We start from the raw sequence: 22,114 nt of genomic DNA on the forward strand, positions 1-22,114 counted from the left end.
CCAAACCAATTCTTAAACGCCTCCGTGCGCACGGAAAGCCACTGGTCTTCCGTCAGATTCGTATCTTTCCCGTTCGGGGCCTTCATGAACGTCCCGTCAGCGACCGCCTTCTTCCTGATTGTCTCTTTTTCCAGAGATAGGGAAAACGTCGCCGGAACAATAGCCCCGTCGTCAAACCGGCATTCCACTTCATTCACGTTGACAACATGCGCCCCTTGTGGTAAGGAAAAACCATCTCCCCCGCCAGCGGATTGGGACGGCAGAGCGGCCTTGCTTGCCGATCCTGGACCTAGGCGCGCGGTGCCGCTATTCGCGTTTGCAGGTTGTCGCTCTGCAAGGGGGAGCTTCTTCCCCAGCGGCTTCTTGCCCTGCCGCACTGGATAAGCCGAGACAATGGAATAAAACCCGTCCTTCCGGTCCAATTGCAGCAGCATCCATGAAGAAGGCTGCCTTCCCTTAACCAGCAACTCACGCCCGGGCGCCACCTCGTAAAGCTCGCTCACATTCGCCAGAATGGAACTGATATAGCGTTCCGGGGAACGGTCCTTCCAGAAGGAAAACCCGCGGGAAGCCAGGATATGGGTCAGTCCATAGCCGCGATGCTCCCCGACATCGGAACCCACCAGCAGCCGCACCGGCATGGCTGGCTGCCTCTTGCGGCGCGGAATCACAAACCAGTCAGGACTTCCGTCTTCCCGGGTGACGAACGTCTCCGGAGCCAGGACAGTTCCGGAACTATCCATGGCAACCACGGAAAACGTCGCCCCGGAAACGGGCACACGCTCGAACGGATTCACTTCACTCGTGCCGTCCCAGGCAAGGGCGCGGTCATGAAGGCGCAGCGCCGGGTCATGGGACTGCCATGCCCCCTTGGCTCTTTCCAAATCATGAATGGCCGCATTCAAATCTGCGTCCGTCTCCAGGCGGATGCCCATCCTGCCCGCCAAATCCTTCCGCCGGCTGATGCCTCTGGACTTCTTCAGAAGGGACAGGCGTTCGGCAATCAGGGCAATCCCCCGGGCCGCAAAGCGGGCCACCTTCTCGCAATCCTCCTGCCAGGACGTATCGTTGCCGAACAAATCAAACGCCTCTCCCTCCCGGGACTTCTCCGCAGCCACCCGGTCCGCCTCCTTAACATAGGCCGCCACGTAATCCCACGGCTTCCCCTTCTCGCGCAGTTGCAGGGCAAGCATCTGTCCCGCCTCCGTTGAAGACAGGCGACATACCTTCCACGCCTCGTTATCCGTAATCACCCCGTTCTTCAGGCGGGTAAACACCTCATCCCCGGCCAGGGTGGCAATATCCCAGCCCATCACATTGGCGGAACCGGGGCGCAAATACCCCTGCGCCTCCATCTCGTCCCGGCCCATATTGGAATTCCGGACAAAAAAAGCCACCTCCAGCGCGGACGCCTGACCGTCCAGCATATTCTGCCCGACGTCGTGCATCTTCGCCCAAGTGGCGTCATGCGCATCATCTTCTTCATACACGTAAGCCGGAATAAACTCCACCCCGTCGCGCACGGCCAAATCAAACCGGTGGCGTCCGGTAATCACATGCAGGGTTCCATCCCTGCGCCGCCACACGGAAATGGGCTGGGCGTCTTCCCGGAACCGTCCCTGAAGCTCGCGCCCCTTCACGGCTCCGCGTTCATTATGATCTCCCTGCTTGAACTGCTCCACATCCGGCGCCAGGGCCAGGGAATCCACCCGCACCTGGGCAAACACGCAATCCGGCGCCACCCGCACAAACGCGTGATCGCGGAACTCCGCGCCGGCCTCTTCATCGTGTTCGGCCTCTTCCCCCACCCCCTCCAGGGAGCCGCCGGCATCCTCCACCAGCGGAGCGGGGGATGCCGAATTCCCGGCAATGCCGGTCACGGGATCAGTCTCATCCTCCTCTTCCGCAGTCTCTTCCACATCCTCCGCGGCATCCATCCGCGCCATGGACTCTTCCAGCGCCTCCAGCTCGCCCAGCGTCATCGTGGCATCCCCCGGAGCCCTGCGGGAAGCAAGGTCCGCGTGCACCATCTCCACATCCAGTTTCTGCGCGGCATCCATCCGCGCCTGGCGGAAAACGCTCTCCGTACTCACGCCCACGGCCTGCAGGGCGTCCGCCAGGCCTCCGTGCTCTTCCATAAACTTCTTCCCCTCGTCCGTCGCGGCAAACTCGTTCCATTGCTCGCCCATGCGTATGATGCGGGCGGAATCCTCCAGATTCTTCAGGGCGAACTCCGCGGTGTCCTTTACCCACTGTGGCACGGGCAGGCTCTCAATATCCGCCAGGGAGGAAGACAGGGACAGGTTGGAAAAACTCTCCACCACGTCCCTGGCATCATGCGCCGGGCCCTCATACGTCCCCAGACTCACGCCGTACCTTCCCAGCACGGCGTCCGCCGCCTGCAAATGCTCCCACAAATCCTGCCAATCCTTCCCGGTCAGGTTCATGTAATGAACCAGGGCGGACTCCTGCACATCCTCCATCACGTTGGCCGTCGTGGCATGGCCTCCGGCGTAAAGCAGCAGGGAACTCCCAGGATCGGCCGCCATCGTAAACCGGTGGGCGAAGCTGGCCGCCGCCGTGCCGCTCTTGATCTCATCGGCTCTCCCCCTCGTAATCTCTCCGGAACGCACTGCATGATCAAGACGCCTCTCAAAAGCCGCCGCCAAATCGGCAATGGAACCAAGCTGAACCTTCCCCATCACTTCGGCATCCGTCCTGCTTCTGGCTTCCTGGACGGACACGCCCTCTTCCCGGACAATCGCGTCAATCCTCGCCTGGGCTCGCGCGGCCACATCCATCAACCCCGGGACGGTCATCCCTCCGGTTTCGGCGGCCGCCTTCCGGTACTCCGCAGGCGCTTCCTCGGACAACATATCCAGCGTCTCAATAAAATCCATCTTCCCGGCTTCCGAAATCGCGGCATTCCCCAGCACGGCATCCTGCATCACGCGGACGCCATTCAAATAAGCCCCCTGCAGCACTACCTGAACCAGGGCGTCCGTCTGCTCCTCGTTCATCTCCACGCTCCTGTCTTCCTCCATCTTCACGCCGTTCACTACAGCGCCCTCCCGCAGGCTCACCTCGTACCTGTCCGTTCCTTCCAGCTTGCGGATACGGCCAATGTTAGCCTTCTCCAGCACCTTGTCCAGAGCGCCGGACATCTGGTACAGCCGGGCCTCCTGCCGGTCCGCCAGCTCGGCGCCGGCCTTCCGCGCCCGTTCGGCGGCTCCTTCTGGATCCTTCAATACATCAGTCTCGAAATACTTCTGGGCCAGCGCAGCCTTGTGCTCCGCCGTGGAAAAAGACGCCATCTCTTCAGCATGCTTCTTCGTATATCCGGCCAGCTGGGCCCGCTGCGCATCCGTCACGAACGCCGCCACTTCCTGCTTCATCCTCGGAGCGTGGCCGGCAGCCATGGCCGCCACAAACAACGCGCATCCGCCGGACTGCTCCACATCCCCCATCGCCTGAAGCACGGGGCTCACCACCTCGAAATCCTTCGGCTTCACCTCCATTCCCGTCATCCCGGACAACTTCCGGGCCGTCCACTCGAACAACTCCCCGGCCAGAGGTTCCGCCGCCATCTCTTCCACGTAGGCAAACGCCGGGGTGGAAAGCATCTTGCCGGTTCTCGTCCCGGCAAAAAACGTGCGCCCCGGCACCTTCGCGGCCAGTCTCGCCAGGGCGCCGGTTCCCGTCCTGGTCATCAGCTTGTTGATGGCCCCCATGCGCCCGAACACGGAAAACACCCCAAACCCCTTTTCCTCCACCGTATTCCGCAGCCCGTTGATCGTCACGTCCACCAGGGAATCCCCGTTGCGGGAGGCGGCATTCCCGGCGTGCCCCATATCACCGGCCAGCGCCAGGGCCCAGCCGCCGGGAGCCATGTAGGAAAGGCTCTGCCCGGTGATATTCCCGGCTCCGTTAATCGCCTTGACGTACCAGGACGCATCAGGGCTTGTGCCCCGCATCCGCTGTCCGAACTCGTGCATCACATCCTGCATCGTATTCAGCGCTTCGCGTCTTTGCTCGTAGCGGTCGAAGAGCTGCCTTTGTCCGTCAAACGTATCCTTCACCCCCTGCAGGGGAGCAATATTATTGGAATACCACTCTTCCATTCCGCTCATGCCGGGAATGCCCCTCACCGCCTGAACCGCCTTCACGCCCAGGCTCTCCGCGCCGCGCGCCGTGTCGGCAAAACTTCTATACAAATTGCGCCAGAAAGCAGCGGAATCCGTCTGGCTCTCCTGAACCTTCCGGTCAATCGCGGTCATCAGCAACATCAACGCCTGCTGGTCCAGCACCTCATTCCCGTTGACATTCACCGTCAGCAGATCGGCCATGTCCAGAGCGTCGGAACGCCAGACATCCTCAAACCCACGCCTCTCGGCAAAAGCATACGCCCGCCGCGCCCTCATGATGGAATCGGCAACCTTCTGCGGACTCTCGGCATACTTCAGCAAATCGGCAGGACACGCGTCCCAGCTGCCTTCCTTCCCGGCTACGCAATCCACCATTCGGTGGGAAATTTCCTCCTGTTCCTGCTGGACTCTTCTCGTCCGTTCCTTGTAGGCGGCATCCTCTACGCGTGTTCTCTCGGAAAAATCCTGCCACACAGCGCGGTGAGCCTCCCCCATATCCTTAAACTGTGGGGCCTCCTTACCTTGCCGGGCCCAATACAAATACGGGTCGGCGGCTTGGTCCAGACCAAACAGGGAAACGCACACATCAAGGCCCAGGCAAGCCTCCTCGTCCGGTGTGACTGGGGGCTGGTAGCCTTCCGCCTTCACCAACCCTTTTGCTTCTTCGTCAGCGTCATCCCCCAAGGCCAGCGCGGAAAACAACTTCAGGCGACTTTCGTCGGGCTTGAACTCCGGAAGCTTCCGGGAACCCGGCACCTGTCCCCAGTCTTGCAAGGAAGTAGGGGCGTCATTCTCCTGCAAATGGTCAAAGGACTCGGGAAGAAGGTCGGAATGTTTCGCCTCCTGCGCCAAGGGGAAAAAGTCTGTTTCAAACATGGTAATCAATTAAGCTTTAAGTTGAAAATAATATTCGGAAACCCCCTTCACCCAGTGGGAATTCAATCCCTTGGGATCGTTGGATGCTCCGGGGGGAGCGTACTTCTTGCCAATGGCGGCAATCGTTGTCAGTCCTTTGCCCAGGTAATTCCGGGCGAGCTGTCCGGCCATGTACTCAATACCGGCCTCGACCGTTTCAAAAGACCGGGGACCTCTGCCATACGGACTCACGCCCATGGCATTCTTCTTGTTCCGGAAAGCAGAACTGGTGCCGTTGCCTGTTTCGTGGATGGCAATGGCCATCAGCAAATCAGGGTCCACACCGTACTTCTCCCCGGCCCGCCGGAAGGCAGATTCGTACTGTTGAAGAGCGGGAGAAAGTACTTGGGCGGCCTTCTGCGGGGAAGAAACAGGCTGGTTCAGTACGCTGGTTGTTCCTTGTCGCTGCGGGGCATAAAAATTCTCCTGGTCTTCGTGGAGCTGTCTGGCATACGCCGTCGCGTCCTCCGGAGAATTGAACACGCCCAAGTGTTTACCGGTTTGCTTGAACTGATTCACGGCATCGTCCTCGGAAAGAACCTTGCCGTCCTCGGAAACGGTAGGAATCAGGTATTCCTTCCCGTCCATCTCCACGGAAATGGAACGCACCGTACTGATGGAGCCGTCGGCATTGCGGACGACGGGCCGTGTACTCAAATCAATATTGCCGGGCTCAATCATGCCGGGCACCTCTTCGGGGGCAAAACGGACGGTTGCTTTCCCCTTGTCCCCCGCGAGCATGATCAGGCGGTTGCCGTACTCGTCGCCAGAAAGCTCAATCCCCCTGTTAGGGCCTTCATAAAAACCCACTACAGGAACTTCGTTGTAAGCCTTGGACTGGTCCATGGTGGCTTTCAGACAGGGGCGACTTCCGTACTTCTGAACAAGCTGCTGGTACATTTCCTTGGGCACGTAGGCCCCGGCGCGCCTGCCAGCCACAAAGGACATGGGGACGGCCAAGGGGGCGCTGTCTTTCACAACCTCCACTTGCGGCGTGTAGGGAACCTGCTTCTTCTGATACTCCTTCCACTCCCTATTCTTCCGGTCAATGAAATCCTTCCCGGAATCCGGCATGCGTTCCCTGGTGTCTCCTACCTGGGCTTCACTGTCAAAAGCGCGGGAAATCTCCTTAGACTTCTTCTCGACATCCAGCTTTTCCGGATGCTCGTACTCGTTCAACTCTTTGGCTTTCTTTGCGGCAAATCTGAAAATCTGCATCCGGTCGTCGTGGATGCTCGCCTCCGGATTCCGATCTCGCCAATAGGCCATCTGGACGCGTACATACTCATCAATCTGGCTCTCTATCAAATTTCTGGCCGCCTCCTTCTCCTGAATCTTCTTTTGGTCACCTTTTCTGTACGCATCCCGTACTGAAGCGGATCTGTTCGGAATATACGCATCATCCGGAATATGGCGTAGCACCAGACCGATGTCATTTCTGCGTGCGCCCTTGGCGGCATCCAGTCGGGAAATCATCTTATTCATCACCACGGCGCGGATATACTCCTGGTTTCCCTCATAAGCCCCCAGGAGTGCCCACTTCTTGGCGGTGCGCTCGGCAATTTGATTAGCCTCCTCGCGAGATTGAGGAACAGGAAGCTTGTCCAGTTCCATATTGAACGCTCCCCTTATTTCCACCTTGTCCCGTTCCGTGAACCGTCCGCCGTTTTTTTGGGCATTGCGGGCCCATCTCCACATCTGTTCAGTAGCTCCGTTGGGCAACTGTTTTTTCAGGGCTTCAATATTCTTTTCCTGAATCTTGCGGCGGTCCTCTGCTGAAAGAGGGGCAGGCGTGGCCTCATCAGCCAGACGTCGGCGCACTTCGCGTTTGGCCCGGTCCAGATCAATGGGATTCAGGTCATTGTACAGTCCCTTGTTGATAGCCGCAGCCGTACGGATGGGATCGGCGGCGACACTGGAAAACAGGGCTGTTTTCAAATTCTCCTGCTCATTCGCATATCTGGATTTTCTTCCCTGAACAATTAGCAGTTGCCCTTTAGCAGAATCAATAGCTCCTGCTCTTACACCTTCATGAACAAGATCTTCATACCAGCCCCAATTATTCGTTTCTTCGGCCAGTTTCAAACTGGAATTCAAGGCCGTTTCCTGCTTCTTCCTCGCCACCTCCTTGCCGCTGTCAAACAAATCATTCAACATCTTGTCCCCGGCGACAGCTGCCTTGAAGCGCATCTTCCGGGCAAGGTCAGGATTCAGAATCCCGCTGCCTATCCCCTGAAGCCTCTTCAAATAAGGAGACGCAAAATTATTTAACGCCTTCTTGCTGAAATTCCCCCTCTCATCGAAAAACGCATCAGGATCCCCGTCGGGAAGCTGCAGCCGCCTCCTGGCTTCACTGCCCACCTCGTCCTGCGTCTGTATCAGGATCCGTTCCTGTTCGAACTGCTTCGTGGAATCCTCCGTTTCCACCATCTCCCGGCACATCCCGTCGATATTCTGACCCACCTGGGCTACTCCCCGGCGCAAGACATCCCCGGTCACGTCGCGCGGAACCGGAACATTCACACTCGCCGGAGGCTGCACCCCCGGCCCGTTAATCAAGCTCTCATCTCTGTCCATAACCAAGCGCTTTCAAAAAACTCTTTTCCCACCCCTGGGACGTGAAGGAAGACATATACGGATTGAACGCATTCGCGGCGGAACTGCCCCAGCCCATCCCATTCATGGTTCCCATCGTCGTATCTTTCCAAACGCTCGCGGGCTTCACCTCTCCGCTCTGGACATCCGGGCGCTCATTCCATTCCCGGGCATCGTTATAAGCATCCAGCCCCCCGTCAATCGCTCCGGCCAAAGCGCCGGCACTACTCAACCACATCCCCATGCGCGTTCCCCTGGCCATGCTGCGGTATTGCGCAGCCTCCGCCTCTGCGGCCCTCATTGCCTCATCCCCCTGCCGGCGCAGACCGATCGCCTGATTTACCGCATTGACAGACCCCGTGCTGGACTCATAAGCCATGTCGGCAATCCGCTTCTCGTAAAGACTGTTCACCGCGTCGGCAGTCGCCGCCCCCGTCCCCTCGCTGGTAAACCCGCTGCCCGCCGCCTGGGCCCTGGCGGCTCCAACCGCCCGGCGCTGATTGCCCCGCATCGTCATCATATTGGCGCCCTCCACCAGCGCATTGGCGCGCGCCGCCTGTTCCACCCCGTTGGCCTGGCTGTAGGCGCGGTTCCTGGCCGCTTGTCCGTGGGCCAGAGTCTGCTTCTTTCTGGCGTCATATCCGCTGGCCGTCACGCTTGCGGAAAGCATAGGCTTCATAAATCCCATATCAGCGTCTCCTTCTAAAAATATTCTGCCTCGTGATGCGCGTAATCGGATCAATCGCCTTGCTGCCGTCCTGCTGCCGGTCAGTGGCAATCGCTGACAGGAAAGCCATCTGGGCCCGTTCCTCCAGCGCCTGCTGGAGCCTGGCATTACTCGTCAGCGCCATACACACCCGGCTGGCCAGCAGACACACCACCGCGTCGCAAAACTCCGGCGCATGATCCGGCAACGTCCCTCCCAGAGCCACAAGATCGCTCTGGTAATTCACCCGCAACGTCTCCGGGCACTCGTCCTCATCCACCAAAATGCCTTCCGCCTGTAACCGGGGAAGGCGCACATCCGCCCCGTCCTCCGTCCTCATGCGGGTAATCTTCAGGCATCCGTCCGGGTAAGGAAACAAGGCCACACCCGGAGCCACCGCGGCATCCTTTCTGCGTTTCAGCACCGTTTCGCGCGCCAGAAACGTCCAATTAAAACGGACGCACGCCGTCCGCAATACGGGATTGAACCATACGTCGCACGGATGCTGCGTAGGAGAATCCTCCTTATACTCCTGCGCCCCAAGCAGCTGAAGGGCCAGAGTAAACACGGTATGCCTGTCCATGCCTGAAAGCATGGCAAGACAACTGCATCAAAGAAAGCGTGACGGTGTCACACAGCCGGAAACCTTACAACTCCGGCAGGGACTCCGCGGCGGAGCGCAGCTGATCCGCGGAAGGGCGGATGTACACGCTATGCACGGCGGAAGAATCATGCCCCACCAGCTCCATGGCCAGCCCCTGCGATACGCCTGATGCCTGCAACAACGTGGCGGCCGTCGCCCGAATGCTGTGGAAGGACTTGCTGTTCATCCTCCGTCTGCGGCCGCCGGCCGCTCCATGCACCACGCCGATACCGTGCGTTCTCAATAACAACCCGAACTGGGCGGAAGCCCCATCCCCCAGGGCCAGCAGGGGCGCGTGAAGCAATGCGTCCGCCGGTTCCCCGGCTTCCTTCCAGCGGGCAAGCGCCCACTGGTAAAAGCCTTCCCTCATGGGCTGGTCCATCCAGCGCCCCGTCTTCCCGGTGTCAAAGCGCACAACGCGGCGTTCCCAGTCAAACTGATTCCAATTCAACCTCAAAATGTCCCCCAACCGCTGGCCAAAGGTCTCAAACGAGCAGCGCACCGCGGAACTCCACAGGGGCGGAAAATGCTCAATCATGTAGCGGATCTCGTCGAGCGTGAAGGCTTCCTTGTGCAGCTTCTCGCCCGCGCGGTCCGGGGGAATGGAAACGCCGGCGCACGGATTGCGGTCAATTACTTCCGCATCCACGGCGTCCGCGAATGCCTGGGAAAGGGCGGCCAGGTCTTTGGCTACCGTCTTTTGCCTGACTTCTTCCCGGCGGGCCGCCACAAAGCCCTTGATGTCCGCCTTGGTGATCAGACGCAGCGGGGCGTCAGCCCGCGTCCCAAGATAAGCGTAAAAATGCTTGTAGGCCGTCCTGGCGTTCCGCGCCGTATCTTCCGACACCAGCGCCGCCTTGCGCCTCACATAATCTTCGCACCAGGCACGCACGGAAACATTATTGTGCGCTTGGTATTCTTCCGCCTCCGCGCAGGCTATCTGCACGCCCCGCTGGTAGGCGAGCCGTTCCGCCAGCTTGGCCGTGATGCGGTCTCCTTCAAATTCTCCGCCATTCACAGGAACTTTCGTGGAACGCCGTTTCATCTTGCCGTCCGGCCCCTGAAACGTCACCATCCAGTAGGGGGAGGATTTTTCCTTGTTAATGGACAGACGCCCCTTGTAAAAAGGCTTGCTCATACCTGTAATATTTCCTGTAAGGGTTTTGTAATATGGTTTACGTAAGAAAACTTACGCGTACTTTATTCATAATCCCTAGCAATATCAAGGTTTGCGTAGGTTTTCTTACAGAAACTTTTGGAGCGGATGATGGGATTCGAACCCACGACATCAACCTTGGCAAGGTTGCGCTCTACCCCTGAGCTACATCCGCTTTAAATGAGCCAGCGAACCGGAAACGGCCGCTGAGGGATTTATACGCCTATCACGGGAAAAAGCAACCTTTATTTTGGCTATTTTCTCATCCGCATTCATCCCCGCTCTGCCGAACTGCATCAAAATGCGGCTTATCAATGAAATTCTCTCGTCAGACGCGAATACACATTCTATGCTGTGACGGCATGAAAGAGCTCCTCATCACCCTTATTACGCTGGCAGGCTTGTTTATCGGCGTGTATTACCATGATTCCCTGGTGGGCGGCGGACAGGAGGACCAGCAGCAGAAGACGGAAACTTCCGTCTCTGGGCAATAATCACCGGCAATCATGACCCCGGCTCTCCGGAATCCCTGTTTTTCCGCCATTCTCTGCGGCACGGCGCTGCTGGCCCCGCCAGCGCCGGCTCAGTCCGCTGATGGAGCCGGTCTTCTGGCTTCCACCCCGCAATCCGTAGAGGATTTGCAGCGGATTGAACGCCAGCTTCAGCAAATGCTTCCCCGGGTGCTTCCCGCCCTGGTCTGCATTGAATTAAACAACGGCAGCGGCTCCGGCATCCTGGTTTCGGAAAAAGGCCTGGTCTTTTCAGCGGCCCACGTTGTGGACAAGAAAGGAACCACGCTCAAAATCATCCTGCCGGATGGAACGCGCCTTCCAGGAAAAACCACGGCGCAAAACAGCAATTCGGACGCAGGCATAGCCAAAATCACATCCCAATTGAACAAAAAACTGCCCTGCGTGGAAAAAGCGGAAAAAATGCCTCGTGTGGGGGACTGGGTGTTCGCGCTGGGGCACGGCGGGGGGCTGGACCGGAAACGCGGCCCGATGGTGCGCCTGGGGAGGGTGGTTTCCCTCAAGAACGGCGTCATTCAGACGGACTGCAAGCTGATTCGCGGGGATTCCGGCGGCCCTCTTTTCAACCTGGATGGAAAGCTGATTGGCATTCACAGCAGGGTCGGTTCCGGTCTGGAAGACAATCTTCACGTGCCCATGAAGGATTTCAACGCTCTGACGGAGGAGACAGCGGAAGGAAAGACCTCCCTGACGCCGTCACCGGAACAGGACAGCCAGCCATTCTCCACTCAGCCATCATGAAATTTCCTTTCTGCATCTGCCTGTTTCCCCTGGTTTTCGCCCTGTTCCACCCCGCTCTGGCGGAAGGAAATAACGGAAGCCTGGATTTTGAACAGAGAATCAACGGGAAAGCCGTTCTGAAAACTATCGAGCCCATCCGCGAACGTCTTCAGGACTTGAGCGCAGTTTTCTTTTCCGGTCACGATGTTGTGATTTACGGCATTGTGCTGAGCCCGGACGGCTACATCGCCACCAAAGCCTCGGAACTCCATTCCTACAGGGATCTGACCATCCGGGTAGGTTCTTCCAAATATGGGCAGTTCAGGGAAATTGGCTCGGACCCGTCCACAGACATCGCAGTAGTGAAAGTGGAAGCCGCCGGGCTGCACGCTCCCGGCCCCGTCAGCAATGATGCCGCCATGGGAACCCTGGTAGTCAGCAACGGCTCCACAACCCGTACGTCCAGACGGCCCCAGCTGGGAACCCTTAGTGCGGAGCAGCGCCCCATCCCGAACGGAGACACCGCCTACCTGGGCGTCGTTTTCGGCACCCCCTGTACCATTCAGGAAGTTACCAAGGACGGCCCCGCCGCCCAAGCCGGGGCCAAGGCCGGAGATGAGATTCTGGCGGTGGACGGCACGCCCGTTACTGCTCTGGACGCCGTTTCCCCCATTCTGTCCAGGAAAAAAGTTGGAGAAAGAGTGACACTGAAAGTCAAACGCAAGGATAAAAGGTTATCCTACACCATCACGCTGGGTTCCAGACGCCAGGCCCTGGGAGGAAACGCTCCTGAGGATTCCAATGACCTGATCAGCGGCGGGTTCAGCAAACGCAGGGATGATTTCCCTATGGTCCTCCAGCATGACACCCCTTCCCGGTACACGCTGATGGGTGGCCCGCTGCTCAATCTCAAGGGGGAACTCATCGGCATGAACATCGCCAGAGTGAACCGGGCGGAAAATTACGCCCTGCCCATCAGCGTTGTGCAGAAAAGCGTGCAAAACATCCTGAAAAACGCGCCCCAGCCGGAAAAATAGCTCAGGAAAATACCGGAACATTTTATTTTCCCGGTACGGAAGAAGCTGTACGTTTGCCTTTCCTTTTCCCCTGCGTGGCATCCGGAGAAACAGGACGGATTTACATGCCGGGAACATCAGCGGCATCCGGCACCGTCTTGGGTTTCACGGTAGGATCATAATGGACGGCTCCCGTCACACGTACGCTTCCGTCCGGAAGAAAGACCATGGAGGGAGCTCCCACCACCTTTTTATAGTACTGGAGCTTCTCCATCGTTCCCCGGTAGTTGATGCGGGAATACGCGCTCAGCATGGGAGTAGTTGGGAAGAAGACATGGACATTCGCCTTGCCGTCCACCATGCACTGCGGACGCGTGGTCCCCAGCCAGTCTCCGATGCACACGGCATTGTAGGCCACTCCCGTATCCGGATCCTTCGTCTGCACATACAACTTCTGGATCCCCCGCACGGCAATGGTGCAAACGGAAAAAGTGCACCGCTTGGCACTGGCCGGAATAGCTACGGTCTGGGACCACATGGGCGTTCCCGTCCGGACGGCAAACAGGGATTTCTGGGAAGCAAACATGTCCTTCTGGTTGGGCATTTTGACAACGGCCTGCACATGGTAGTTGCCCTCACGGGACAAGTCATAGAAATGGCGCAGATCAATCTTGCGGGAAACGCTCATGCCGGCCGGAACCTTGAGAGGCGGAAACAGGGCAAACTTGGACTGGGGGAGTTCCGCCCCCGCAGTGGAATGCTCCACATGGATATCCAGCCAGGAGGAATATTCCCGGCTCTTCAATTCCACCGGCACGCCGGAATTGTTGGTAATGGTCAGCCTCATGTACATGGCTTCCCCGCTGAGGAAAGTCTTCTTTTCCGGAACTACTTTCACGTAAATCTGGGCCAGGGCCCCGGACGCCCCCAGAAGGGCCAGCAGCATTGCAAGGATATGTTTCATGGTATTGGTATGTTAAGTATTGTCGTTAAACAAGTCAGCGGACATCCCGCACGATTCTGAACCCCAGGTTGTCCCGTCTTTCGCCGCGGGAGCGCAGGTATTCCACCCGGTTGGAGATGCCGGGCTGCCTCCAGTCTCCGCCGCAGGCCACCGGTCCCGGAGGCTCCTTCACGCGCGCAGGATCCTTTTCCATGGAAGAAGTCCATTCCATCACGCCGGAAGCCATGCCGCACACGCCGGTCTTTAAATCATGATCATTGCTGTATCTGTCAATCACCAGCGTCCTGTCCCCCTTCTCACCCGTTTCCAGCATATTCCCCAGAGCCATCCACTCCCCGCGCTCGGGCAGGCGGTAGCGCGGTTCTCCGGGGGCCACGGGCTTCCAGCTCGCATACGCCCAGGCATCCCAGAAAGTGACGTTGACGACGGGAGAGCGGGGTGTTATTTTCCTGCCTTTCCATTTGCCTCCCGGCGTGGAAGCCGCCTTCCACATAGCCTCCCAGTCCTGGGGAATATGGGAAGCAGTCCTCTTGTCCGGCTGGTCCGGGTGGGAATATTCCTCCCTCAGCTCCGGAGTGAGGCGTGCCCACTGGTCCAAAAACAGGCGGTAGGATTCCAGGGTAATTTCATGGGCTCCCACAATCAGTTCCCCTCCTCCGGGAAGAGTTACGCGGACTTCCGTATGATCGCTGGCGGAAAAATCCGGATAATGTTTAGGAGCCGGAACATGGGGACGGGATACGGTTTCCTTCTCCCGGGGGAATAAAAGAAGAACGGCAGCCGCGGCTATCCCCGCGCCCAGCAGGCCCGTTCCGGCCCAAAGCAGCCTTTTTCCGGCTTTTCCGCGGGATTCCACGGGGACGGTATAGCGGTGGGTGGTAACCCGAGGGGAAAGCCCCAGCTGTTCGCGAACCGCAGCAACCAGCTCCATAACCTGGTCCCATTGCATCGGCTTTCCGTTCTGCCCTTCCCTCATCCATTCCAGCAGGGTGCGCATCCGCGTGGTTCCGGGCACATCCGGAGTCACCAGAGGAGGCAGGTCGATGCCCAGGCGCTTCATCTGGTCGCGGGATGTTTCTTCGTGAAAGTCACCGGGCACGGCCGTATTCATCAGCCGCACGGCAGACTTGTCATCCAGGAAAATGTGACGCGGCTCCATGATATTGAAAGCGGTCCGCAGACGCTCATACCTGCCGCACACGTTGCCGACCGTTTCAATCACTTTCAGCAAATCCTTCATGGACAGGGTCTGCCCGCGGTCCAGCATGGACTGGAGGGATGAGCCTCCCAGCTGTTCGCTGGTGACGAACCAGTATCCCTGGGCCTGGGACGCTTCATAGACGGTGCCCAGCACCGGAGCATTAATGGCGGCGCGCGTGCGGGCCTTCATCAGAAAATCCTCCACGCCCACCCCCTCCGGATTGTCCGGATCCAGCAACTCCAGAAACACGGAACGGTCCATGCCCTGCTGGATGGCCTGATAAAGAATTCCTCCGCGCGTGCGGCCAATGAATGCCACCAGCGTGTAATCGCCAAAGTTGTGGGGAAGATCAAACATTGGACAAATCAGGCATCAGGGAGGCAAAAGGGATTCATAAGACTCAGAAACCGGAGCCGCCTCTACAGGGGGAAGCAAACCGCCGTCATAAATCTCGGGCAGTCCGGAAGGGGAACTCTGGTTCATCTGTTCCAGTAAAAATAGCACGGGAGGGGAAGCATGGCAATCCATCGGTTCTCCCTTGTAATACAATTTAGCGGTATATCCGTAATATTTCAGGCTTCCATAAGCAATCGTCTCTTCTTCCGTCAGGGGAGGCATGTAGTAGGTTATTTCCATGATTTCCTCACCGTCCGCCCAATCCGCGGGTTCCGTAACGCACCGGGAAGAAGGCTCGGGCGCGTGCGTCTTTTCCACTTTCTTCCCATTGACTTTGTCAAAAAACTGGACAATGACGCGCAAATCCTCCGGCCTGACATTCAGGCCATCCTTCATCAGAATAGGCACCATCAGCTTGACGCGCTCCCCGGCGGGGCATTCCGGATCCCGGTATTCCAGAATAGTGCCGAAGGACATATCCCCCCGCAAATCCGCCGGGCTGGAAAAGCCGGCCTGGAGGTGCCGCGCCGCACGCGCAAAATATTTCCCCGCCTTCTCCCGCTGGGTATATACTTTCAGAAAAAACTCCCGTGACTTATCCGCATTCCTCAGCCATTCATAGGTAAGTCCATAATAATAAAGCACCACCGGATTATCCGGCTCCAGCCTCATGGCCTGCTCCAGCTTCACGACCGCTACTTTGAGGTCACCTTCAATCTGGGCGTAACGAGCCGCCTTGACAAGCTCTGCCACTTCCTCCGTCATGGGAGGCATGACCTCGTCCGGATCCTCAGCAGGAAGGGATGCCCCGCTAGCGGAGTCCTCCCCTCCCGCAACGGCCGCGGCCACCGGTACAGAATCGGCAGCCGGATCTGACAAATCTGCTTCCCGGAGCATTTCTTCCACGGAACGGGGCTTTTCAGAAGGGGGTGCCGGAACATCCGCCATATGCACTGTCTCCTCAGCCGCCCCATTCTCAACGACTCCGGCCGGACGCTCCTGCTTCTCCCGTGCCGGAACGGGAACAGGCTTCTCCACCACTTTTTCCACCACCACGGTACGGACAGACAGGCTGAAAGAAACGCCCACCATCAGCAACAGAACAAACGCCAGCCCACCCAGCGTCCAGCAGGCGACGCCGAACGCACGGTCATTGGCGCCCTTTTCCGGTGGAAGGGATTCGCTCATACGGCACGTTCCTCGTCCTCCTGCCGGGCAGGCGGCCCGCCGGCATCAGGAATTTCTTCATAATCCACTATTTCTCCTCTGTAGAGAGACAGAAGAGCCTTCATGAAATCTTCCGCGTTATGGGGAGAATCCTCCTTCCGGAAGCCGCCGTAAGTCAGGCCGTCCAGCCTGATTCGGGCTCCTCCGCATTCCGGTTTCAGCGTCGCTATGGCCAGTCCCTTCAGTTTCCATCTGCGCAAATCCAGACGGGCAATGTCATCCACGCGGAAAACCACGCCGGCGGCCGTCACCTCTTTCCCGTTCAGGGACATTTTCCTGCCGCGCGTTCTCACCAGGAAAAACAGAGCCACCATGGCAAGCGCCAGGCAAATGCACCCGGCCACCCACTGTTCAAAAATTTTGGAGGCGTCATACGGGTGGTCCACCGGCTTGATGGGGTAGTGCTTTTCCCCGGAATAAGATTGCCACGCAGCGCTCCAGCCCTTGCCGGGGGTGGACATCAGACTGTAATCCGCCAAAATGTCAGGCCACGGCACCGCGTTCCGATTCACGTCGGAAGGAATTTCGTAGCCCTCCGGAAAATCCACGGTGCGCGCCAGAACAATGCGCTCCCAGTCCCCCGCGGACGCCCCTTTCCCGCTCACCTCACGGTCAAACACGGCTCCAGCGTCCACGAACGCCTTGTGCATGAAAAACTCCAGGTTTTTTTGAGGGTATCCGGTGGAAGCATCATAATAAAAATACACTCCGAACCCCAGAAACATGAGAGCCATGATAACCGCCCTGCCGGTAAACCACATGGTCGGCTTACATTCTACCGTGTCAGACTGCATGCTTCCTACATACCAGCAAATCCATGCCCTTGACCATAAAAAAAGCGCACCTCCCCCTCCTTTGCGGGAAAGCGGAGCGTCCTGTCGCCCCACGGATATCCGGAACGCACGGCTTCGGGAGAAAAAACAGGGCGGCATTCCCTGCCGGGAACGTATCCGGAAAATCTTTCCCTGTCTTCTTCTTGGCTTGATTTATTTTGTGAAAGTTAAATAATAGCACGCGCAGGGATTCCCCGCTCCGACAAAAAGGACCGGAAACGCTGTAATCCCTTACGCCGGCCCGCATTATTTTTTCCGCATATGAGACCAAGTCACCCTCAATACCGCCGCATGGACGCCGACCCCGGTTACAATTCCCAGGCAGACGACCAGGTGGACGCCGATATGGAACAGGCCCAGCTGAGGCTGGAACAATTGCGGAAAGAAAAGGAGGAAGTGGAAAACTCCCGCCGCCGCCTGGAAGAATGCCATATGCGCAAAGCCAGGTTTATGGACCAGCAAAATGAGCTGGGCGACCGCATGGTCAACGCTGCAGACCTCATCGGCCGGGAAGTGGAAAGCCTCCGCCAGGAAAGCAATGAACTGGAACAAATCCACATGGCGCTGACGCGCAGCCTGAAAATGCTCAGCACCGTGCGCCCGGATGAATGGCCTATTGAAAATACGGACAACCTCATCAGCCAGGGCCAGCAGGTCATTGACCGCTGCGAGGAAGAATTCGCGGATGCCGTCCAGCAGTGCGCGCGCATGCAGCATACCAAAGTGCTCACCGGGGTGCGCCGCTCCAGCAAAGTGCGCATCAGCTCCCGAGAATTCATGACCCAGTTCCTCCAGGGCCTTTCCTTCCATCTTCCCCTGCTCCTGATTGCCCTCATCATCCTCTTTTTCATCTGGATTTTCAGCCCTTCCGCATCATGATTAAAAGAAAAACCAAACGCCGTTCCTCCGAACTGGCAGAACTGGATCGTGCCTCACGGGAAATTGAGAGCCGTATCCAGGAATTGGAAGCCTCTCTCAAACGCCCGTCCCAGCAGACCCGCATGCGCCTGGACCGCAATACCATGCCGCCTCCTGACCGCGTTCGGGAGGGCAACCAGAACCGGGCACTGCGTGCCGTAGTGGCCCGTGACGGACGCGCCACCAACATGAGGCGGGAACTGCGAGAAAACTTCATGCTGCTGGGCCTGCTGATCTGCGCCATCGCCGCTTCCTTCTGCTGGATCGTCCGCCTGCTGGAACAACAGTAGGCAGCCCCCCTTCTTTTCCGCATCTTTTCTACATTACACCATGAGCACGCCCCAAATAGACGTAGCCTACATTGCCAAGCTGGCACGCATTGACCTGACGGAGGAAGAAACAGCTCTCTTCTCCAAAGATCTGGACAAAATCCTGGCCTATATCACCAAGCTGGAATCCTACGATGTCACGGGCATCGCCCCCATGAACCATCCTCTCCCGGCAATGGATGTGATGCGCGAAGACATTCCTGAAACCGGCTTCACCCAGGAAGAAGCCCTTTCCAATGCCCCTCAGCAGTCCCAGGGGCAATTCCGCACACCCAAGGTGGTGGAATCCGCCTGATCCTCGCGCTTCCTTTTCCCTTCACCTTTCAACCGTCTTTACCCTTTCCTTCTCATGTCAAAAATTCAAGGCACCCTGGCCCAGTGGCGTGACCGCCTGCGCCGCAAGGAACTCTCCCCTGCCGAACTGGTCAACCTGACGGCGGACGCCATTGAGGCGGACCGGACAACCAACGCCTACATCTCCTTTGACCGCGAAGCAGCCCTCCACGCCGCGGCCGGAGCGGATATTTCCAGCCCCCTGGCCGGCATCCCCATCGCCGTGAAGGACAACATCAATGTCCTGGGCCAGCCGACGCGCTGCGCCTCCCGCCTTCTTTCCCCTTATGTCGCTCCTTATGACGCCACCTCCATCCGCCTGCTGAAGGAGGCGGGCGGCATCCCGCTAGGCCGCACGAACATGGATGAATTCGCCATGGGTGCCAGCGGAGAAAACTCCGCTTACGGCATCACGCGCAACCCGGAAGCCCCGGACCGCATTCCCGGCGGCTCCTCCAGCGGCTCTGCCGCCGCCGTCGCATCCGCTACTGCTATTGCCGCACTCGGTTCCGACACGGGCGGTTCCATCCGGCAGCCGGCCGGGCACTGCGGCATCGTGGGCCTCAAGCCTACCTACGGGCGCGTTTCCCGTTACGGGCTGGTAGCATTCGCCTCTTCCCTAGACCAGATCGGCCCCATGACCCAAACAGTGGAAGACGCAGCCATCCTGCTCCAGGCAATCTCCGGACACGACCGGAAAGACTCCACATCCGCAAACTGCCCCGTGCCGGACTTTGAAGCTGCGCTGGGCCGCGACGTCAAAGGGCTGAAAGTGGGCATCCCTTCGGAATACTTTACCTCCGGCAACCATCCGGGCATTTCCGAGGCTGTGCAAAACACCGTGAAACAACTGGAAAACCTGGGTGCGGAGCTGGTGGAAGTCAACCTGCCCCACGCGGATGCCGTCGTCGCCGCCTACTACATCATCGCCTGCGCGGAAGCGTCTTCCAACCTCTCCCGGTTTGACGGCGTGCGCTACGGAAAGAGGGCGGAAGATGCCGCCGGACTGGTGGAACTCTTCTCACGTACCCGTGAAGAGGGGTTCGGGCCGGAAGTCAAGCGCCGCATCATCCTGGGCACCTACGTGCTCAGCTCCGGTTACTATGACGCTTACTACTCCCGCGCTCAAAAAGTCCGCTCCCTGGTCGCCAGAGATTTCGCGGAAGCCTTTTCCAGGGCGGATATCATCGTAGGCCCCACCTCTCCCGCTCCCGCTCCCAAAATCGGAGATTCCGCGCTGGATCACCTCCAGACCTATCTGGCGGACATCTACACGATCCCCGCCAACCTGGCCGGCCTCCCCGCCATGTCCATTCCCTGCGGAACCGTCAGGGAAAGCGGCATGGAACTTCCCGTGGGCTTTCAGATGATGGCTCCCCATTTCCGGGAAGACCTCCTGTTGAAAACCGGATTTGCCCTTGGGAAATAATAGGATTTTTTCAACGTAAGTGCCCGGCATACTGTCTCACCCGCTATCAGAATCATGGACACCCGAGAATTCAACGAAATTATCGCCGCGAACTCATCGTGGATTTCTGCTCTCAGAACGGAAGTCGGCAAGGTGGTCATCGGCCAGCAGGCGCTCGTGGACAGACTAATCCTCAGTCTCCTCTGCAAGGGCCACGTCCTGCTGGAAGGCGTGCCCGGCCTTGCCAAGACGCTCTCCGTAAAAGCCATGGCGGGCACGCTGCATGCACAGTTTGCCCGCATCCAGTTTACGCCGGATCTTCTTCCGGCGGATTTGCTGGGCACAATGATCTATAATCCGGAAGAAAGGCAGTTCACAGCCAAAAAAGGCCCGATCTTCGCCAATCTCATTTTGGCGGATGAAATCAACCGCGCCCCGGCCAAAGTGCAATCCGCCCTGCTGGAAGCCATGCAGGAACGCCAGGTAACCCTGGGTGAAACCACCTACCGTCTGCCGGACCCCTTCCTGGTGCTTGCCACGCAAAACCCGATTGACCAGGAGGGCACCTACCAGCTCCCGGAAGCCCAGCTTGACCGTTTCCTCTTCAAGGTGCTGGTCACCTACCCCACGCGCGAAGAAGAACTCCAGGTGCTGGACCTCATGGCCAGCTCCGCCAAACCGCCGGAAACCTCCCCGGTCACCACGCCGGAACAGGTGGCGGCCTCCCGCGACCTAGTAAACCAGATTTATATTGACGACGCCGTGCGCGGCTACATCGTGGATCTGGTGCGCGCCACCCGTTTCCCGGAAACGGTGGACGTGAAGTTGCGCGGTCTCATCCGCGCGGGGGCATCTCCCCGCGCTACCATCAACCTGGCTCTGGCGGCCCGCGCCAATGCCTTCATGCACCATCGTTCCTTCGTCACTCCACAGGACATCAAGGACCTGGCCCACGATATCCTGCGCCACCGCATCCTGCTCTCTTATGAGGCTGAAGCGGAAAACATTTCCACGGACGACGTCATCGACCACATCCTGACGAAAGTCCCCGTGCCGTGACGGCAGGAAGGCGGACGCTTCCGCGCCCGCCCTTATCCTTCAGGCCCCAAGGGGCGCCTTGCCGGAACCTGATTGAACCCAAACAGGGAAAATCATTTCATGGATAAAGCCTCAGACATTCTCAAGCGCGTACGCCGCATTGAACTGCGCGCCAGGCATCTGGCCACGGAAAACTTCGCCGGGCAATACCAGTCCGGCTTCCGCGGACAGGGGCTGGACTTTGACGACTTCCGGGAATACATGCCGGGAGACGACCCCCGCTTCATTGACTGGAAGGTAACGGCCAAGATGAACTCCCCTTTTGTCCGCCGTTTCCGGGAGGAACGGGAACAGGCCGTCATTCTGGCGGTGGACGTCAGCGGATCCATGCACTACGCCTCCTCCGCGGCCCGCGTCTCCAAACTGGACTATGCGGCGGAAGTAGCGGCAGTGCTCGCCTACAGCGCTGCCCAGAGCGGAGACAAATGCGGCCTCCTCATCTACGGGAACAGCCACTCCCATTACATCCCCCCGGCCAAGGGAGTCAAGCAGACCCTGCGCATCGTCCGCGAAATCGTAGCCAGTAAAAACGATGGAACCGACCAGAACATTTCCGATGTAGCACGGCAACTTGTCCTTTCCCAGAAAAAAGCGGCCATGGTCATTATGATCAGTGACTTCTGGGGCGAAAACAACAAAGCCGCCCTGGGGCAGCTCAACTTCAAGCATGACTTCATCCCCATCCGCATCGCAGACCCGATGGAACTGCATCTGCCGGATGCCGGACGCGTCATCCTGAAAGATCCGGAAACTGGCAAAAGCATGTTCCTGAACCTTTCCCGTCAGGATGTCCGGGAAACCCACGCCAACGCCGTGCATCTGCACCGCGAGAAATGGACGCAGGATTTCCGCCGCCTGGGCATCGACTTCCTGGACTTGCAGACCACGGACAACTTCATGCCTCCCCTCCGGGCCCTTTTTGCCAGAAGATCCCGTAAATTTTCACGCTAATCCTCTTCTCCGCCAGACATGCCAACCCCC

18 protein-coding genes and 1 tRNA gene are annotated in these 22,114 nt (G+C 58.5%); 9 read left to right on the top strand and 10 right to left on the bottom strand.

The window, feature by feature from the left end; all coding sequences use genetic code 11:
• The 6 genes from WW58_RS03720 to WW58_RS03745 all read right to left on the bottom strand — a co-directional run.
• A partial coding sequence (locus WW58_RS03720) for a hypothetical protein (protein WP_288143402.1) occupies window positions 1-5,021 on the bottom strand: 5,021 nt, incomplete at its 3' end.
• A gap of 9 nt (window positions 5,022-5,030) precedes the next feature.
• Window positions 5,031-7,637 (bottom strand): glucosaminidase domain-containing protein, encoded by a 2,607-nt coding sequence (locus tag WW58_RS12905; protein ID WP_288143403.1) that lies wholly within the window; start codon window positions 7,635-7,637, stop codon window positions 5,031-5,033.
• Complete coding sequence (locus tag WW58_RS03730) at window positions 7,624-8,334, bottom strand: hypothetical protein (protein ID WP_146023889.1); 711 nt, start codon at window positions 8,332-8,334, stop codon at window positions 7,624-7,626. The genes WW58_RS12905 and WW58_RS03730 overlap by 14 nt, the downstream gene beginning before the upstream one ends.
• A gap of 10 nt (window positions 8,335-8,344) precedes the next feature.
• Complete coding sequence (locus WW58_RS03735) at window positions 8,345-8,944, bottom strand: hypothetical protein (RefSeq protein WP_146023888.1); 600 nt, start codon at window positions 8,942-8,944, stop codon at window positions 8,345-8,347.
• Between the two features lie 64 nt (window positions 8,945-9,008).
• Window positions 9,009-10,142 carry a tyrosine-type recombinase/integrase gene (locus WW58_RS03740; protein ID WP_046435527.1) on the bottom strand — a complete coding sequence of 378 codons (1,134 nt, stop codon included), beginning with the start codon at window positions 10,140-10,142 and terminating at the stop codon, window positions 9,009-9,011.
• Window positions 10,143-10,260: 118 nt separating this feature from the next.
• A tRNA-Gly gene (locus tag WW58_RS03745) sits at window positions 10,261-10,335 on the bottom strand.
• Between the two features lie 187 nt (window positions 10,336-10,522).
• Between WW58_RS03745 and WW58_RS12910 the strand changes: the two genes are divergently transcribed.
• From WW58_RS12910 to WW58_RS03755, 3 genes are read left to right on the top strand one after another with little or no spacing between them, the layout of a single operon-like run.
• A complete protein-coding gene (locus tag WW58_RS12910; RefSeq protein WP_012420824.1) occupies window positions 10,523-10,654 on the top strand; it encodes a hypothetical protein in 132 nt (43 codons plus the stop codon).
• A gap of 12 nt (window positions 10,655-10,666) precedes the next feature.
• Window positions 10,667-11,431 carry a S1 family peptidase gene (locus WW58_RS03750; RefSeq protein WP_094139142.1) on the top strand — a complete coding sequence of 255 codons (765 nt, stop codon included), beginning with the start codon at window positions 10,667-10,669 and terminating at the stop codon, window positions 11,429-11,431.
• Window positions 11,428-12,447: a S1C family serine protease gene (locus WW58_RS03755; RefSeq protein ID WP_046435528.1), complete on the top strand. Its 1,020-nt coding sequence runs from the start codon at window positions 11,428-11,430 to the stop codon at window positions 12,445-12,447. The genes WW58_RS03750 and WW58_RS03755 overlap by 4 nt, the downstream gene beginning before the upstream one ends.
• Before the next feature lie 100 nt (window positions 12,448-12,547).
• Here the strand turns inward: WW58_RS03755 and WW58_RS03760 are convergent, their stop codons facing one another.
• Genes WW58_RS03760 through WW58_RS03775 form a run of 4 tightly spaced genes read right to left on the bottom strand, consistent with a single transcriptional unit; the run spans window position 12,548 to window position 16,948 of the window.
• Entirely contained in the window at window positions 12,548-13,390 is an 843-nt protein-coding gene (locus WW58_RS03760; RefSeq protein WP_128220646.1) for a hypothetical protein, read from the bottom strand.
• A 34-nt stretch (window positions 13,391-13,424) separates the two neighbouring features.
• Complete coding sequence (locus tag WW58_RS03765) at window positions 13,425-14,948, bottom strand: SUMF1/EgtB/PvdO family nonheme iron enzyme (protein ID WP_046435533.1); 1,524 nt, start codon at window positions 14,946-14,948, stop codon at window positions 13,425-13,427.
• 15 nt (window positions 14,949-14,963) lie between these two features.
• The gene (locus WW58_RS03770) at window positions 14,964-16,175 is read right to left on the bottom strand and encodes a tetratricopeptide repeat protein (RefSeq protein ID WP_022198193.1); all 1,212 of its coding nucleotides are present in this window, start codon (window positions 16,173-16,175) and stop codon (window positions 14,964-14,966) included.
• On the bottom strand, window positions 16,172-16,948 hold the full coding sequence (locus WW58_RS03775) for a hypothetical protein (RefSeq protein ID WP_128191327.1): 777 nt from the start codon (window positions 16,946-16,948) through the stop codon (window positions 16,172-16,174). Before WW58_RS03775 ends, WW58_RS03770 begins: the two co-directional genes overlap by 4 nt.
• Window positions 16,949-17,338: 390 nt before the next feature.
• Between WW58_RS03775 and WW58_RS03785 the strand changes: the two genes are divergently transcribed.
• The 6 genes from WW58_RS03785 (at window position 17,339) to WW58_RS03810 (ending at window position 22,084) form a co-directional block, all read left to right on the top strand.
• Window positions 17,339-17,926, top strand: a complete 588-nt coding sequence (locus WW58_RS03785; RefSeq protein WP_012420817.1) for a hypothetical protein — start codon at window positions 17,339-17,341, stop codon at window positions 17,924-17,926.
• Window positions 17,923-18,255, top strand: coding sequence for a hypothetical protein (locus WW58_RS03790; RefSeq protein ID WP_046435539.1), 333 nt, complete (start codon window positions 17,923-17,925; stop codon window positions 18,253-18,255). The genes WW58_RS03785 and WW58_RS03790 overlap by 4 nt, the downstream gene beginning before the upstream one ends.
• A 40-nt stretch (window positions 18,256-18,295) precedes the next feature.
• Window positions 18,296-18,589 (top strand): Asp-tRNA(Asn)/Glu-tRNA(Gln) amidotransferase subunit GatC, encoded by a 294-nt coding sequence (gene gatC, locus WW58_RS03795; RefSeq protein ID WP_022198191.1) that lies wholly within the window; start codon window positions 18,296-18,298, stop codon window positions 18,587-18,589.
• A 54-nt stretch (window positions 18,590-18,643) separates the two neighbouring features.
• Window positions 18,644-20,056 (top strand): Asp-tRNA(Asn)/Glu-tRNA(Gln) amidotransferase subunit GatA, encoded by a 1,413-nt coding sequence (gatA, locus tag WW58_RS03800; RefSeq protein ID WP_046435542.1) that lies wholly within the window; start codon window positions 18,644-18,646, stop codon window positions 20,054-20,056.
• A gap of 54 nt (window positions 20,057-20,110) precedes the next feature.
• Window positions 20,111-21,094 (top strand): AAA family ATPase, encoded by a 984-nt coding sequence (locus tag WW58_RS03805; protein WP_012420813.1) that lies wholly within the window; start codon window positions 20,111-20,113, stop codon window positions 21,092-21,094.
• Window positions 21,095-21,193: 99 nt separating this feature from the next.
• Entirely contained in the window at window positions 21,194-22,084 is an 891-nt protein-coding gene (locus tag WW58_RS03810) for a DUF58 domain-containing protein (protein WP_046435544.1), read from the top strand.
• Window positions 22,085-22,114 lie beyond the last annotated feature (30 nt).

Source organism: Akkermansia sp. UNK.MGS-1, from assembly GCF_000980515.1.
GTDB classification, from domain to species: Bacteria; Verrucomicrobiota; Verrucomicrobiia; order Verrucomicrobiales; family Akkermansiaceae; genus Akkermansia; species Akkermansia muciniphila.